The sequence below is a fragment of the Haemophilus parainfluenzae genome (assembly GCF_003253005.1).
Taxonomy (GTDB): Bacteria; Pseudomonadota; Gammaproteobacteria; order Enterobacterales; family Pasteurellaceae; genus Haemophilus_D; species Haemophilus_D parainfluenzae_M.
In genome coordinates, this window is the sequence record NZ_QEPZ01000004.1 from 133,977 (window position 1) to 149,077 (window position 15,101).

16 protein-coding genes are annotated in these 15,101 nt (G+C 39.8%); 12 read left to right on the forward strand and 4 right to left on the reverse strand.

Annotated features, from left to right (window positions below; translation table 11 throughout):
- Positions 1-46: 46 nt before the first annotated feature.
- The 5 genes from coaBC (at position 47) to crp (ending at position 3,360) form a co-directional block, all read left to right on the forward strand.
- On the forward strand, positions 47-1,249 hold the full coding sequence (coaBC, locus tag DPV97_RS06340) for a bifunctional phosphopantothenoylcysteine decarboxylase/phosphopantothenate--cysteine ligase CoaBC (RefSeq protein WP_070712799.1): 1,203 nt from the start codon (positions 47-49) through the stop codon (positions 1,247-1,249).
- Between the two features lie 73 nt (positions 1,250-1,322).
- Positions 1,323-1,778, forward strand: coding sequence for a dUTP diphosphatase (gene dut, locus DPV97_RS06345; protein WP_070712797.1), 456 nt, complete (start codon positions 1,323-1,325; stop codon positions 1,776-1,778).
- Between the two features lie 3 nt (positions 1,779-1,781).
- A complete protein-coding gene (slmA, locus tag DPV97_RS06350) occupies positions 1,782-2,435 on the forward strand; it encodes a nucleoid occlusion factor SlmA (protein WP_005698358.1) in 654 nt (217 codons plus the stop codon).
- Between the two features lie 21 nt (positions 2,436-2,456).
- Positions 2,457-2,675 (forward strand): YheU family protein, encoded by a 219-nt coding sequence (locus tag DPV97_RS06355; protein WP_070712917.1) that lies wholly within the window; start codon positions 2,457-2,459, stop codon positions 2,673-2,675.
- Between the two features lie 16 nt (positions 2,676-2,691).
- Complete coding sequence (crp, locus tag DPV97_RS06360; protein ID WP_070712795.1) at positions 2,692-3,360, forward strand: cAMP-activated global transcriptional regulator CRP; 669 nt, start codon at positions 2,692-2,694, stop codon at positions 3,358-3,360.
- A 508-nt stretch (positions 3,361-3,868) separates the two neighbouring features.
- On the opposite strand, the gene nagE is transcribed toward crp, so the two are convergent.
- Positions 3,869-5,335 (reverse strand): N-acetylglucosamine-specific PTS transporter subunit IIBC, encoded by a 1,467-nt coding sequence (gene nagE / locus DPV97_RS06365; protein ID WP_070712794.1) that lies wholly within the window; start codon positions 5,333-5,335, stop codon positions 3,869-3,871.
- Between the two features lie 218 nt (positions 5,336-5,553).
- Between nagE and DPV97_RS06370 the strand changes: the two genes are divergently transcribed.
- The 6 genes from DPV97_RS06370 (at position 5,554) to nagA (ending at position 11,006) form a co-directional block, all read left to right on the forward strand.
- The gene (locus DPV97_RS06370) at positions 5,554-6,243 is read left to right on the forward strand and encodes an N-acetylmannosamine-6-phosphate 2-epimerase (RefSeq protein WP_070712792.1); all 690 of its coding nucleotides are present in this window, start codon (positions 5,554-5,556) and stop codon (positions 6,241-6,243) included.
- A gap of 11 nt (positions 6,244-6,254) precedes the next feature.
- Positions 6,255-7,130 (forward strand): N-acetylmannosamine kinase, encoded by an 876-nt coding sequence (locus tag DPV97_RS06375; RefSeq protein WP_070712791.1) that lies wholly within the window; start codon positions 6,255-6,257, stop codon positions 7,128-7,130.
- Positions 7,131-7,173: 43 nt separating this feature from the next.
- The gene (locus DPV97_RS06380) at positions 7,174-8,040 is read left to right on the forward strand and encodes a MurR/RpiR family transcriptional regulator (protein ID WP_070712789.1); all 867 of its coding nucleotides are present in this window, start codon (positions 7,174-7,176) and stop codon (positions 8,038-8,040) included.
- Between the two features lie 9 nt (positions 8,041-8,049).
- Complete coding sequence (gene nanA, locus DPV97_RS06385; RefSeq protein ID WP_070712788.1) at positions 8,050-8,928, forward strand: N-acetylneuraminate lyase; 879 nt, start codon at positions 8,050-8,052, stop codon at positions 8,926-8,928.
- Positions 8,929-9,020: 92 nt separating this feature from the next.
- Complete coding sequence (gene nagB, locus DPV97_RS06390) at positions 9,021-9,824, forward strand: glucosamine-6-phosphate deaminase (protein WP_070582511.1); 804 nt, start codon at positions 9,021-9,023, stop codon at positions 9,822-9,824.
- A 36-nt stretch (positions 9,825-9,860) separates the two neighbouring features.
- The gene (gene nagA / locus DPV97_RS06395; RefSeq protein WP_070712786.1) at positions 9,861-11,006 is read left to right on the forward strand and encodes an N-acetylglucosamine-6-phosphate deacetylase; all 1,146 of its coding nucleotides are present in this window, start codon (positions 9,861-9,863) and stop codon (positions 11,004-11,006) included.
- A gap of 63 nt (positions 11,007-11,069) precedes the next feature.
- Here nagA and recF read toward each other — a convergent pair whose 3' ends face one another.
- From recF to dnaA, 3 genes are read right to left on the reverse strand one after another with little or no spacing between them, the layout of a single operon-like run.
- Complete coding sequence (gene recF / locus DPV97_RS06400) at positions 11,070-12,152, reverse strand: DNA replication/repair protein RecF (RefSeq protein ID WP_070712785.1); 1,083 nt, start codon at positions 12,150-12,152, stop codon at positions 11,070-11,072.
- Positions 12,153-12,157: 5 nt separating this feature from the next.
- The gene (gene dnaN, locus DPV97_RS06405) at positions 12,158-13,258 is read right to left on the reverse strand and encodes a DNA polymerase III subunit beta (RefSeq protein ID WP_049363074.1); all 1,101 of its coding nucleotides are present in this window, start codon (positions 13,256-13,258) and stop codon (positions 12,158-12,160) included.
- Between the two features lie 10 nt (positions 13,259-13,268).
- The gene (gene dnaA, locus DPV97_RS06410; RefSeq protein WP_049363075.1) at positions 13,269-14,636 is read right to left on the reverse strand and encodes a chromosomal replication initiator protein DnaA; all 1,368 of its coding nucleotides are present in this window, start codon (positions 14,634-14,636) and stop codon (positions 13,269-13,271) included.
- A gap of 319 nt (positions 14,637-14,955) precedes the next feature.
- Between dnaA and rpmH the strand changes: the two genes are divergently transcribed.
- Entirely contained in the window at positions 14,956-15,090 is a 135-nt protein-coding gene (gene rpmH / locus DPV97_RS06420; protein WP_005539760.1) for a 50S ribosomal protein L34, read from the forward strand.
- The last annotated feature ends 11 nt before the right edge of the window (positions 15,091-15,101 follow it).

Here is a 15,101-nt window from a genome sequence, read left to right on the forward strand (position 1 = left end):
AACACACAAAACATATCCATTCTATTAAGTCGTAGCGGAGTAGCAAATGAGCTTGAGCGGAAAGCGTATTGTTGTCGGAATTACAGGAGGCATTGCTGCCTATAAAACCATTGAGTTTGTTCGTTTATTACGCAAATCTAACGCAGAAGTTCGAGTGGCTTTAACGCCTGCAGCCGCTGAATTTGTCACACCTTTAACGCTACAAGCCATTTCGGGTAATGCGGTTTCTCAATCTTTACTTGATCCTCAAGCTGAATTAGCCATGGGGCATATTGAGCTGGCCAAGTGGGCTGATGCGATTGTGATTGCGCCAGCTAGCGCCGATTTTATTGCGCGTTTAACCGTTGGAATGGCAAATGATTTACTTAGCACGATTTGTCTTGCGACAAGTGCGCCTATTTTGCTCGCACCGGCCATGAATCAACAGATGTACCGTCAGGCGATTACACAACAAAATTTGACCGCTCTTTCTGTGCGAGGCATTCATTTTGTGGGGCCAAATAGCGGTTTTCAGGCTTGTGGTGATGTGGGTATGGGTAGAATGTCTGAGCCAGCTGAAATTTTTGAGTCGCTTCAATCACTTTTTGTGGTTCAACAAGATTTAGCTGATTTAAGTGTCACTATTACGGCAGGCCCGACGCGTGAAGCTATCGATCCTGTTCGTTATATTTCTAATCACAGCTCAGGTAAAATGGGCTTTGCAATTGCCGAGGCCTTTGCAAAACGTGGGGCAAATATCACCTTAATTGCGGGGCCTGTTAATTTGGCTACGCCGAAAAACGTTCATCGTATTGATGTAACAACCGCCCATGAAATGTGGCAAGCCTCCCTTGAAAGTGCGGTCAAAAATAGTATCTTTATTGGCTGTGCTGCTGTGGCTGATTATCGAGTTGCGGAAGTCGCTGATCAAAAAATTAAGAAAACCAATAATAATGATGAGCTTTCTCTTAAATTGGTGAAAAATCTAGACATTATCGCGAGTGTGGCAAGTTTAGAAAAAGATCGTCCATTTGTTGTGGGCTTTGCAGCTGAAACGCAAAATGTCGCTGAGTATGCGAAGAGCAAACTTCAACGCAAAAATTTAGATATGATTTGTGCTAATGATGTATCGGGTGGGCAAGTATTCGGACAAGATCAAAATGCCTTGCAGATCTTTTGGAAAACAGGCGAAAAAGCGTTGCCGTTAGCTGATAAAAATAAATTGGCAGACGTGTTGGTCACCGAAATTGTTGACCATTATCACAAATAAAAGATGTTCAAAATTCGTTGGATTTTGTGACCGCACTTTTGTGTGACAGATTTCTTTTAAAGGATAAATAAGCATGAAAAAAATTGATGTAAAAATTTTAGATAACCGTATTGGCAACGAATTTCCTTTACCAACCTATGCAACCGAAGGTTCAGCAGGTTTGGATTTACGTGCATTACTTGAAGAAGGCATTGAAATTCAACCAGGCGAAACCAAACTTATTCCAACAGGCCTTTCAATTTATATTGCAGATCCAAATCTTGCAGCAGTGATTCTGCCTCGTTCTGGTTTAGGTCATAAACACGGTATCGTATTAGGTAACTTAGTGGGCTTAATTGATTCAGATTATCAAGGTCCATTAATGGTGTCGGTATGGAATCGTGGCCATGAACCGTTCAAAATAGAAGTCGGCGATCGTATTGCACAATTAGTCTTTGTGCCAGTCGTACAAGCGGAATTCAATATTGTTAGTGAATTTACCGAAACTGAACGTGGTGAAGGCGGTTTTGGTCATTCAGGTAAAAAATAAACTATGGTAGAACAATTATCTCTCGTTGAAGTTGATGAGATTGCTGCGGAAATCAAACCGCCAAAAATCGAAAAACGCACGGTAAAAGAACGTCGACAACAAGTGTTGACGGTGCTTACCCATATGTTGCATTCTGAACGGGGAATGGAACGTATGACAACAGCACGTTTAGCGGAAGAAGTAGGGGTGTCAGAAGCTGCACTTTATCGTTACTTCCCAAGTAAAACCAAAATGTTTGAAGCGTTGATCGATAATATTGAAGCAAATTTATTTAGCCGTATCACCACATCAATTCGTAATGAAACCAATACGATGAATCGAGTGCGTGACATTATGCAGATGATTCTCGACTTTGCACGTAAAAATCCTGGTTTAACCCGTATTTTGACCGGACATGCCTTGATGTTTGAAGAGCCACTTTTACAGGCGCGTGTAGCCCAATTTTTCGATCGTCTTGAAATGCAATTTGTAAATATTTTACAAATGCGTAAATTACGCGAAGGGCGGGGTTTTAATGTTGATGAACGCATTATTGCGGGGCATTTAGTGACCCTTTGTGAAGGACAGTTTATGCGTTATGTCCGCACAAACTTCCGTTTAGGCGCAAATCAAAGTTTTGAACAGCAATGGCGTTTTCTTGAACCGCTTTTTGCTTAATTGACTTTAGTTGATAAATATATGATTATTCCGTGGCAAGAATTGCCAATAGAAACCTTAGAAAACATTGTGGAAAGTGTGGTACTTAGAGAAGGTACCGATTATGGTTCACACGAATTTTCTCTAGAACAAAAAAAACAACACCTACTAAACAAGATTCACAATGGAAGTGCAGTGATTGTTTGGTCAGAATTACATGAATCCATTGATATCAAAGATAAAATGGAATTTCTAAAATGAATCAATAGGAGCTTATATGTCAGAAGATGTAGAATTACTTGAAGAACAGAATCAGCAGGATGATGAGCAAGCTCGAGATCCTGCCCTTGACTGGTTCCTGACACACTGCCACTTACATAAATATCCTGCAAAATCAACTTTAATTCATGCAGAGGAAGATGCGAATATTCTGTATTTCTTAATTAAAGGGACTGTGATGGTTTCATCAAAGGATGATGAGGGTAAAGAGATGATTTTATCTTATCTTGGAGCTGGGCAGTTTTTTGGTGAAGCAGGCTTGTTTGAGGAGGGGTCTAAACGTTCAGCTTGGGTTAAGACAAAAACGCCTTGTGAGATCGCAGAAATATCTTATAAGAAATATCGTCAGCTAGTTCAGATTAACCCAGAAATATTGATGTTCTTGACTGCACAATTGGCTAAGCGCTTACAAAATACTTCCCGACAAGTGACAAATTTAGCCTTTCTTGATGTAGCAGGTCGAATTGCGCAAGCGCTGATGCATTTGGCAAAACAACCAGAGGCAATGACTCATCCTGATGGTATGCAGATTAAAATTACTCGTCAGGAAATTGGTCAAATGGTGGGCTGTTCACGTGAGACCGTAGGGCGAATAATTAAGATGCTGGAAGATCAAAATCTAATTCATGCGCACGGTAAAACCATTGTGGTTTACGGCACTCGATAGTAAAAATAACCGTCTTTAATAGACGGTTATTTTGTTTTTGTTACATTGATGTGATAGTTGAAATGCCTTTGTTAATTTTTATACGAAAAGCGAAAAAATACTTCTTTTAGTGCAATATCTTAATTGACAAAATAGCGGAAGACTTCTATCATACCACTGCCTTCCAACGTGGTTTGTTTGGAAGTCAGGATTGGTCTCCTGAATATATAAGTGGCTTTTAAAAGATTCTTAATCTTTTAATTTTATATCGCAGACTGGAACCCCAGAGATGCTTTAAATCTATGGTGGGCTAGGTAGAAATCCCGCAGGGATGCGATGCAGTAAGCCACTTGCTGTTAAGACCAATTCTGCTTAGTTCCACCACCCTTCAAAACAATCTTCAATTTTCAAACTTTCATTTAACTCACTTCGAACGATAAATTCTCAGCTAAAGTTCGGTCATTTTTTACTTTATTTTTGGCAAAAAAATACCGACCCATTTCTGAGTCGGCATTTCATTTAGTGTATTTTATTTCACTTTTTGTTTCATGGCTTCTGCCACAAATTCAGCTTCAGGGCCGAGAACTACTTGTAAGCCATCGTTACCGATTTTCACGATACCTTTTGCGCCAAGAGACTTAAGCTGCTCTTCATTAATTTTGTGTTGGTCCACTAAGCTTAAACGTAAGCGAGTGATACAAGCATCAATATTTTTAAAGTTATCAGCACCACCTAAAGCATCAATAAATTTGATCGCTCTTTCTTCGCGAGATTGGTTCGCTGCTGATTGTGCTGCAGTGGTTTCTTCTGCTTCTTCTGTGCGACCTAATGTTTTTAAGTTGAATGCTTTAATTGCAAAACGGAATACAGCATAGTAAATCACGAAGAATACTAAGCCTTGTACGATTAGCATATACCATTCAACGGCTAACGGGTTGCGTGATGAAAGCACCATATCTACGAGACCCGCACTGAAACCGAAGCCCGCAATCCAATGCATTGTTGCCGCGATAAAGACGGAAATACCGGTTAATACCGCATGGATGAAGTAAAGCACTGGCGCAACAAACATGAAAGAGAATTCTAATGGCTCGGTGATACCTGTGAAGAATGACGCAAACGCACCCGCAAGCATAATTGATGCCACTTTAGTTCTTTGGCTTGGTTTAGCGCTGAGATAAATCGCTAATGCGGCACCCGGTAAACCGAACATCATGACAGGGAAGAAACCTGCTTGATACATGCCAGTTACTCCAACCGTTGCCGTTCCTTCAGCAAGTGATTTCGCACCACCTAAGAAGTTTGGAATGTCATTGATGCCAGCTACGTCAAACCAGAATACTGAGTTCAATGCATGGTGTAAGCCAACAGGAATGAGTAAACGGTTGAAGAAACCGTAAAGGCCTGCACCAACAGCACCTAAGTCTTTAATGCTTTCACCGAATGACACTAAACCGCCGAAAATATATGGCCAGATGTAAAGCAATACGAAGCTGATGAACATCATGACAAAAGAAACCACGATTGGCACAAGGCGTTTTCCGCTAAAGAAGGAAAGCGCTTTTGGCAATTCTACTTGATAGAAGCGGTTATAAAGTTCAGCCGAAATCACCCCGATCAAAATCCCAATAAATTGGTTATTGATTTTCCCGAAAGCGGCGGGTACTTCACTTACATCAATATGTTGTAGCTGAGCAACACTGCCAGGTGAAAGTAGAGTGGTTACCACATAGTAACCCACTAAACCTGAAAGCGCAGCAGAACCATGTTTGTCCTTAGATAAACCGAAAGCAACACCAACGGCAAAAAGCAGGCCCATGTTATCGATGATAGCACCACCTGATTTAATTAAAAATGCAGCAAGTTGGCTGTTAGCTCCCCAGCCATCTGGGTCAAGCCAATAACCAATCCCCATCAGTACAGCTGCTGCTGGTAAGACCGCAACAGGTACCATTAAGGCCTGCCCAATTTTTTGCGCATAACCTAACACATTCATTTTTTTCTCCTATTTTTATTAATTATGAAGTATTACTTGATATTTTAAAGTAAAAAAAAATATTTTGTATAAATGTTGTTACTTTATCTCAAATTTGAGAATCTGATCACAAATTTTGAAACTACACTTCAAAAAATATTTTTTTATGGCGCAATGTCTACTATAATGAGACTCAACTAAAAGGAAACTAGGTATCCGTGCTTAGAATAGGAGTTTATATGTCGAAATTATCACATTATAAAGTCTTAGATAAAATCAAATTTGGTCTTATTGCTTCTTGTCAGCCTGTCGATGACGGCCCGATGGATAAACCAGAAATTGTGGCGGCTATGGCACAGGCTTCTGTTATTGGTGGTGCAGCCGGATTGCGTATCGAGGGCATAGAAAATCTTAAAGCAACACGCCCTACTGTGAATGTACCGATTATTGGTATTGTGAAACGTTATTTACCTGACAGCCCTGTACGAATTACCCCATTTTTGCATGATATTGAAGATTTAGCGAAAGCAGGTGCAGATATTATTGCAGTGGATGGTACGAATCGTCCTAGGCCGGTAGATATTGAAAGTGCGGTCAAAAAAATCCACGAATTAGGCTGTTTGGCCATGGCGGATTGCTCGAATTTAGAAGAAGGTTTGTACTGTCAAAAACTTGGTTTTGATATTGTGGGCAGTACGATGTCTGGCTACACAGGTGGCTCTGTGCCGGAAGAGCCTGATTATCAATTAGTTAAAGATTTGAAAGCGGCAGGCTGCCGAGTCATGGCAGAAGGACATTATAACACCCCTGAGTTGGCGAAAACGGCAATTGAAATTGGTGCTTATTGTGTGACAGTAGGTTCGGCATTGACTCGTTTAGAGCATATCGTAAGTTGGTTCACCGAAGCCATTCATTCAGCGAAAAAATAAAGGAAGAAGATATGTCATTAACAGTGGATAGTGGTCAGACATTACAGCGTTGTTTGGCATTAGATATTGGTGGCACGAAAATTGTTTCTGCTATTGTGAAAAATGGTGAGATTCAGCAGCGAAAACAGATTCCCACGTCACAAAATGACGCTGCGCAAGCGATGCATCAAACCCTTGCTCAGTTGTTAAAAGAATATGAGGGACAGTTTGATTATGTCGCCGTAGCTTCAACGGGCATTATTAATCAAGGCATTCTGACTGCACTTAATCCTAAAAATTTGGGTGGATTAGCCCAATTTCAATTAAAAGATAGCATTGCACAGCATACTGATAAACCGATAGGTTTACTTAATGACGTGCAAGCGGCAGCCTATGCCGAGTATCAATTACAGAATCCTAATGATGTTCAAAACTTTACCTTTATTACTGTTTCCACAGGCGTAGGGGGTGGTTTAATTTTAAATCATCGTTTACTTACTGAGCCAAACGGCATTGCGGGGCATATAGGTCATACTTTGGCCGATCCTAATGGTCCAATTTGTGGTTGTGGCCACCGTGGCTATGTTGAAGCCATTGCATCAGGTCGCGTGATTGAAGCAGTTTATTCTCAATGGGATGATCCTTGTGATCCGAAAGAAGTTTTTGCGCGTTTCCGTCAAAATGATGAAAAAGCAACCGTACTTGTGACTCGTTCAGCACAAGGCATTGCGGATTTGAAGATTGGATTAGACATGCAAAAAGTCGTGGTTGGCGGTAGCGTAGGATTGGCAGAAGGCTATTTACCGTTAGTTCAATCTTTATTAAGTGAATTTCCCGCTGTTTATCACTGCGAATTAGAAAGTGCCCAATTTGGACAAGATGCAGGCTTGATTGACGCGGCTTACTGAGTAAAAGATTGCTTATTACAAGCAAAAAATATGGGAGTGGTTTATGGCTAAAAACGGCAATATTTTAAATACCATTAGCTCGTTGTATCGTAGTTTAACGAAGACTGAAAAGAAAATTGCGGATGCGATTTTATTGAATCCCGATCTTGCGGTGCAAGCTCCTTTAGCTGAAATTGCCGCCCATTTAGAAGTGGGGGAGGCGACCTTTGTGCGTTTTTGCCGTACACTCGGCTTTAAAGGCTTCAGTGATTTTAAATTGGAATTATCCATCGAGCTTGCCACAAAAGATGGCAAAGATAACACCGTATTAGATTCAGATATTACTGATTCTGACAACTCGTTGAATATTGCACATAAGCTGAAATCTGCCATCAATAACGTGATGGATGAAACCATTAATTTATTAGATTTTGAGCAGTTGGAAGAGGCAGTAAAAGCCATTCAACAAGCAAATCGTGTTTTCTTATTTGGTGTGGGGACATCAGGTATTACTGCAGAAGATGCCAAAAATAAACTGATGCGTATTGGTGTGCAAGTGGATGCGACGGGTAATAATCATTTTATGTATATGCAGGCATCGTTATTGACGAAAAAAGATGTAGCAATTGGTTTGAGCCATTCAGGTTATTCTCAAGAAACGACTCATACCATGAAAATTGCCAAAGAAAATGGCGCTAAAACTATTGCGATTACGCACAGCTTGCGTTCACCCATCACAGAATATGCCGATCTTGTTTTAGTGAATGGGAATAAGCAAGGCAAGTTACAGGGCGATTCTATCAGCACGAAGATTGCTCAATTACTCGTATTAGATTTGATTTACGCTTTATTGGTACAGGCATCACAGGAAAGTGCGGTCAAAATAAAGCAAAAAACATTAAATGTTATTTTAGAACAACGTATCAAATAGTAGAGAAAAATACGTAACTTAAAAGGTATTTTTAGTGCGTTATTAGTATCATTCAATGAAGATGGCTCTATCAATGAAAAAGGTTTGCGTGAAATTATTCGCTATAACATTGATAAGATGAAAATTGATGGTTTATATGTAGGCGGTTCAACAGGTGAAAACTTCATGCTTTCTACGGAGGAGAAAAAACAAATTTTCCGTATCGCGAAAGATGAAGCAAAAGACCAAGTCGCGCTAATCGCACAAGTAGGTAGTGTGAACTTACATGAAGCAGTGGGATTAGGTAAGTATGCAACGGAATTAGGCTATGACAGTCTTTCTGCTGTAACCCCGTTCTACTATAAATTCAGCTTCCCTGAAATCAAACATTACTATGACACTATCATTGCTGAAACAGGCAATAACATGATCGTGTATTCAATTCCGTTTTTAACAGGCGTGAATATGGGGATTGAGCAATTCGGCGAACTTTATAAAAAACCGAAAGTGCTAGGTGTGAAATTTACCGCTGGGGATTTCTATCTATTAGAACGCTTGAAAAAAGCTTATCCAAATCACCTCATTTGGGCTGGTTTTGATAAAATGATGGTACCGGCAGTATCTCTTGGTGTAGATGGTGCGATCGGTAGTACATTCAACGTAAATGGTGTGCGTGCAAGACAAATCTTTGAATTAACCAAACAAGGTAAATTGGCTGATGCGCTTCAAGTTCAACACGTGACCAATGACCTTATCGAAGGCATTTTAGCGAATGGCTTATATCTCACTATCAAAGAGTTATTGAAACTAGATGGTGTGGATGCAGGTTATTGCCGCCAGCCAATGACAGCGAAAGCAACACCAGAGCAATTAGCGAAAGCGAAAGAGTTAAAAGCAAAATATTTATAAATTAATGGAAAAGTGACCGCACTTACTTCTTTCCTCTCTCTTCAATGGAGAGAGGAAAGAATGTCGGTGTGGTACTGATAAGGAAGGTTATTATGCGTCTCATTCCTCTGAACAATGAACAACAAGTCAGCCGATGGGCTGCGCGTCATATTGCTGATCGAATTAATCATTTTAAACCTACCGCAGAACGTCCTTTTGTATTAGGTTTACCAACAGGCAGTACACCACTTAAGACCTATCAAGAATTGATTAAATTAAATCAAGCGGGAGAAGTGAGTTTTAAACATGTGGTGACCTTTAATATGGATGAATATGTGGGTTTACCAAAAGAACATCCAGAAAGCTATCACAGTTTTATGCATAATAATTTCTTCAACCATATTGATATTCAACCGCAAAATATCAATATTTTGAATGGTAATACCAATGACCATGATGAAGAATGTCGTCGTTATGAAGAAAAAATTAAATCTTACGGCAAGATTCATTTATTTATGGGCGGTGTAGGCGTTGATGGGCATATTGCCTTTAATGAACCAGCGTCTTCTTTAAGTTCGCGTACCCGTATTAAAACTTTAACACCTGATACCATTATTGCTAATTCTCGTTTCTTTAATAACGATGTAAATCAAGTGCCCAAATATGCTTTAACAATCGGCGTAGGTACATTACTTGATGCTGAAGAAGTGATGATTTTAGCAACAGGTCATAATAAAGCCTTAGCCGTGCAAGCTGCAGTTGAGGGCAGTATTAATCACCTTTGGACAGTGAGTGCTTTACAGCTTCATCGCCATTTTGTTTTAGTATGTGATGAGCCTGCATTGCAAGAATTGAAAGTCAAAACTGTGAAATATTTTACTGAATTGGAAGGACGCGCGATTCATAGTGTATTATAAGTGCGGTTAATTTTAATGGGATTTTAGGAAGGTATAATGAAATATGCATTAATTAACAGCGTAATCTACACGAAAAATGAAGTGTTAAGAGATTATGCGGTCGTTATTGAAGGGGAATATATTCAATCTGTTATTCCACAAAGCGAATTAGAGAGTGGGATTAAAACCATTGATTTACAAGGGCATAACCTCACAGCCGGCTTTATTGATCTGCAATTAAACGGCTGCGGTGGCGTGATGTTTAACGATCAAACAAGCGTAGAAACATTAGAAATTATGCAAGCCACGAACTTGAAATCAGGCTGTACCAGTTTCTTACCAACGTTTATTACTGCACCAGATGAAGATATCAAACGGGCAGTAAACATTATGCGTGAGTATTTGAATAAGCATAAAAATCAAGCGCTTGGTTTACACATCGAAGGCCCTTATTTAAGTCTTGAGAAAAAAGGCGTGCATCGCCCGGAATATATCCGTGAAGCGACGCCAGAGATGAAAGATTTCTTATGTGATAATGCAGATGTGATTACTAAGCTGACCATTGCCGCTGAAAACCCAACGGTGCAATATATTCAGGATTTTGTAAAAGCAGGCATTATTGTGTCTATTGGGCATTCTAATGCGACTTATGAAGTGGCGAAAGCTGCCTTTCACAAAGGTGCGACTTTTGCTACTCACTTACACAATGCCATGTCGCCGATCAGTTCAGGACGCGCAATGGGCGTAGTTGGTGCAGTATTAGATTCTGATGTTTACACGGGGATTATTGTAGATGGCGTGCATGTGAACTTTGGTAACGTTCGCTTAGATAAAAAAGCGAAAGGTGATAAACTTTGCATTGTAACCGATTCTCTTGCTGCTGCAGGTGCACCACCTGAATTGGAAACCTTCACTTTTGTAGGAAAAGCGATTTATGTGAAAGACGGTCGTTGCTATGATGCAAATGGCACAATTGCAGGCGCATCAATTACCATGATGGAATCCATCAAGAATGTCGTGGAATATGTGGAAATTCCATTAGCAGAAGCAATTCGTATGAGTAATCTTTACCCTGCGAGAGCAATTGGTGTAGATGATCGTTTAGGCTCAGTTGAAGCGGGTAAAGTGGCTAACTTGGCGGTATTCACAAAAGATTATGACGTGATTGGTACCGTATTAAACGGAGAATGGAAACCAAACTAAAGTGCGGTCAAAAATAGTATTGTTTTAAACGTAATCCGATCCTTAAACAGATCGGATTATTTTTTATGGTTGCAATTCGGTGATCTTACCAGTATCTACTTGGAACAATTTTCCTTTTCCCACTTGCATTTCTTTGAGTTGACCTTGAGTAATAGCGGTTACGAAAACTTGAGAACCACTTTGTTGCAAGCGTTCCGCAAGCAGGGCTCGTTTATGTTGATCCAACTCAGAGGCAAAGTCATCAATTAAAAAGATGCAATGACGCTGTTTTTGAATCATTAAATGTTCACCTTGCGCTAAACGTAGCGCGCACATCAATAATTTTAATTGACCACGAGAGAGTACGTCTTCTACGGGGAGCCCATTGGCTTTAAAGCGGAAATCCGCTTTTTGTGGACCAGAAACTGTATAACCAATGGCTTTGTCTCGCTCAAAGTTTTTCGCCAGTAATTCGCCATATTCTGTCTCTTTCTCCCAGCCTTGATAAAAGCTAACAGTAATTTCTAATTCAGGTAAAAATAACTGGCAGGTTTTTTCAATTTCTGGGCGTAAGGCTTCTGCATATTCAGCACGCCAATCACTCACTTGGTGGGCTAATTTGACTAATTCAATATCCCAAATTTTAATCGCAGAATAAGGCTGGTTTTGACTTAATGCGGCATTTCGCTGTTTTAATAAGCGGTTTAATGCGATCCAAGAGGAATGAAAACTGTTATGGTGGTGGAATAAGCCCCAATCTAAAAAAGCACGTCGAAAACTAGGGCCGCCATTTAATAAGGTAAGTCCTTCAGGCGTAATTAATTGCATGGGTAAAAGGTGAGCGAGAGCAGCAATTTTATTGCCGTCTTCACCGTTTATTTTTGCGATGGTATTACCTTGACGAAGTTTTTGTAAGCCAACAGACCATTGATGCTGACTTTCTTGAATTTGGCCAAAAAGCGTGAAATGAGGTTCATCGTAAGAAATGATACGATTTGCGACCGCACTTTTGAAAGAGCGTCCATGTCCAAGATAAAAAATTGCTTCTAATAAGCTGGTTTTTCCGCTGCCGTTGTTGCCAACTAAAAAGTTAAAGCCGTGTTCAAATTCAAGATCCACGGCATTTAAATTTCTAAATTTTTCAACAATTAAGCGAGAAATGGCCATTATTCTTAGAGGCGCATTGGCATAATGACGTATTCTGCGCTTGCATCTTCGCTGTTTTCAATTAAGCAGCTTGATGATGCATCCGTGAGGCGAATACGTACTTGTTGGCATTTTAAGGCGTTCAATACATCTAAAATGTAAGTCACATTAAAGCCCACTTCCATTTCTTCACCTTGATAATTCACATCCACGATTTCCTCTGCCACTTCGTGTTCTGGGTTAGAAGCAGTAATTTTAAGTTGGTTTTCACTTAAGTTTAAACGTACGCTACGTACACGTTCATTTGAAAGGATAGAAGCACGTACAAAAGCTTGTTTTAAAGTTTCCCAGTTTCCTTCTACGATACGAGTTGCATTACGTGGTAATACACGACGGTAATCAGGGAAGCGACCATCAATGAGTTTTGAGGTAAACACAATGTGGTTTAAGTGAATACGAAGATTATTCGTGCCGATTTGCAAACGAGCAAGTTCGTCACTGCTTTCTAATAGGCGATTTAGTTCTAATACACCTTTGCGAGGGAGAATAACTGAATGGGTTTGCAGATCTTGATCTAATTCGATCGTACAAACGGCAAGACGGTGACCGTCAGTTGCAACAGTACGTAATAAATTACCTTCCGTTTCAAATTTCATGCCGTTTAAGAAATAGCGGGCATCCTGGTTTGCCATTGAAAATTGGGTGGCTTCAATTAAGCGACGTAAGGTGCTTTGCGGTAAGGCAAAATCCACTTCAGATTGCCAATCTGTTAGATTTGGATATTCTTCAGCTGGCAGAGTAGTGAGATTAAACTTACTGCGACCAGACTCTACAATTGCGCGATCTTCTTCAAAGGTAACTGTAATTTCAAATTCATCTGATAATGTACGGCAAATATCTAAGAATTTTTTAGCCGGAATGGTGAAAGCTCCATCAGCGGTTGAAGACGAAAGTTGAGTATGGCTAGAAAGCTCAACTTCAAGGTCTGTCCCTGTAATAGTTAAACGGTTATCTTCAATTTGTAATAACACGTTATTTAATACAGGAATATTCGGACGATTGCTTAATACGCCACAAACTTGCTGTAAGGGTTTTAATAGATTTTCTCTTGAAATGCTAAATTGCATCATGGGCTCCTTATGCAGATAAGGTGCGAATTAAATTCGCCCAATCTTCTTGAATACTGCTGTCTTTTTCACGGAATTTTGGCACTTCACGACAAGCATTTAAGACTGTCGTATGGTCGCGTTCAAAGGCACGGCCAATTTCCGGTAAACTTTTATTGGTTAATTCTTTTGCTAATGCCATCGCAACTTGGCGCGGGCGAGTGACTGATCTCGCTCTGCTTTTTGATTTTAAATCTGCCACTTTAATTCGATAGTATTCTGCCACGACTTTTTGAATGTTTTCAATGGTTACCAACCGTTCTTGTAAGGCAAGAATATCTTTTAATGTGTCACGCACAAAATCAATATCAATGTGACCACCTTTGAAGTCTTGCATTGCTTTCACACGGTTTAACGCACCTTCTAATTCACGAACATTGGTGCGTAAGCGTTGGGCGATAAAGAATGCCACTTCTTCTGGCAGATCCATATTATGTTCTTCTGCTTTTTTCAGCAAAATCGCAACACGAGTTTCTAAATCAGGTGGTTCAATCGCAGTGGTTAAACCCCAGCCGAAACGAGATTTTAGGCGTTCTTCAATTTTCTCAATTTCTTTTGGATAGCGGTCAGAGGTCAAAATAATTTGACGGCCAGTTTCAAATAAGCTATTGAAAATATGGAAAAATTCTTCTTGTGTTTTTTCTTTCTCTGCAAAGAATTGAATATCATCCACTAATAATGCATCAAGAGAACGATAGAATTTTTTGAATTGATCCATTTTATTATCACGCATTGCTTTTACCATGTGCTGCATAAAATTATTAGCATGGATATAAAGCACGCGGGCATTCGGTTTATTCGCTAAAATGCCATTACCGATGGCGTGTAATAAGTGAGTTTTACCTAAACCAGTACCCCCATATAAAAAGAATGGATTTGCTGTTGGTTCACCAGGTGCAAGGGCGAGTTTTTGGCCTACTGCACGGGCGAGTTGGTTTGATTTACCTTCAACAAAGTTTTCGAATAAATGCTTATGATTTAGGTGCGATTCAAATTTGCTTGGTGCATCAGACTCTTGCTGAAAACTCACAGCACTTTCTTGATGATTAGCTGTTTGACTCGGGGCTGATTCAACTGCTTTTGGAGCAGGTTTTACCCCTTCTTTTACGATAATTTGTAAATTTGGATTTTTAGCAAGGGCTTGGCAAATTTGATGAATTTGAGCCAAGTAATGATTTTCCACCCAGCTTTTTACAAACATATTGGACGCATATAACACCACTTGATCTTGCGAGATGACATCCGCTTGTAATGGGCGTAACCAAGTGCTGAGATCCATCGGAGAAACCTGATCTTGTAGTTGAGATAAGCAATCTTGCCATAGGTTGGAAAGGCTCACGATAAATTATCCTTATGTTATATGCGTATAAAATAAAAGCCGCAAAAGTGCGGTTAAAAATCGAAGAGAATTTTACAATAATTTAGGCAAAAGATCTTCTGTTGCTCATCAAAAAAAGACAAAAAGGTTGCTTGAGATTTTACCCAAAATCCGTATAATCCCCACGATTTTAGAAGAAACGGAAGATTATTTCGGAATTTTCTCTTTTCTTATTTGACGAAAGCCCAATTTATGATTAAAATTGTGGCCTATTTTTTAATAACCCTTGTTGTGTTTTGAATATCAAAACAGTAAACCATTTTGATTTAGGTAGATTACAATGAAACGTACATTTCAACCTTCTGTATTAAAACGTAGCCGTACTCACGGTTTCCGTGCTCGTATGGCAACTAAAAACGGCCGTCAAGTTTTAGCTCGTCGTCGTGCTAAAGGTCGTAAGAGTTTATCTGCATAATCACCTCTTTT

Excerpts from the sequence above, each read along its gene's own strand:
- coaBC (WP_070712799.1), top strand. The coding sequence starts at position 47 with ATGAGCTTGAGCGGAAAGCGTATTGTTGTCGGAATTACAGGAGGCATT.
- dut (WP_070712797.1), top strand. The coding sequence starts at position 1,323 with ATGAAAAAAATTGATGTAAAAATTTTAGATAACCGTATTGGCAACGAA.
- slmA (WP_005698358.1), top strand. The coding sequence starts at position 1,782 with ATGGTAGAACAATTATCTCTCGTTGAAGTTGATGAGATTGCTGCGGAA.
- DPV97_RS06355 (WP_070712917.1), top strand. The coding sequence starts at position 2,457 with ATGATTATTCCGTGGCAAGAATTGCCAATAGAAACCTTAGAAAACATT.
- crp (WP_070712795.1), top strand. The coding sequence starts at position 2,692 with ATGTCAGAAGATGTAGAATTACTTGAAGAACAGAATCAGCAGGATGAT.
- nagE (WP_070712794.1), bottom strand. The coding sequence starts at position 5,335 with ATGAATGTGTTAGGTTATGCGCAAAAAATTGGGCAGGCCTTAATGGTA.
- DPV97_RS06370 (WP_070712792.1), top strand. The coding sequence starts at position 5,554 with ATGTCGAAATTATCACATTATAAAGTCTTAGATAAAATCAAATTTGGT.
- DPV97_RS06375 (WP_070712791.1), top strand. The coding sequence starts at position 6,255 with ATGTCATTAACAGTGGATAGTGGTCAGACATTACAGCGTTGTTTGGCA.
- DPV97_RS06380 (WP_070712789.1), top strand. The coding sequence starts at position 7,174 with ATGGCTAAAAACGGCAATATTTTAAATACCATTAGCTCGTTGTATCGT.
- nagB (WP_070582511.1), top strand. The coding sequence starts at position 9,021 with ATGCGTCTCATTCCTCTGAACAATGAACAACAAGTCAGCCGATGGGCT.
- nagA (WP_070712786.1), top strand. The coding sequence starts at position 9,861 with ATGAAATATGCATTAATTAACAGCGTAATCTACACGAAAAATGAAGTG.
- recF (WP_070712785.1), bottom strand. The coding sequence starts at position 12,152 with ATGGCCATTTCTCGCTTAATTGTTGAAAAATTTAGAAATTTAAATGCC.
- dnaN (WP_049363074.1), bottom strand. The coding sequence starts at position 13,258 with ATGCAATTTAGCATTTCAAGAGAAAATCTATTAAAACCCTTACAGCAA.
- rpmH (WP_005539760.1), top strand. The coding sequence starts at position 14,956 with ATGAAACGTACATTTCAACCTTCTGTATTAAAACGTAGCCGTACTCAC.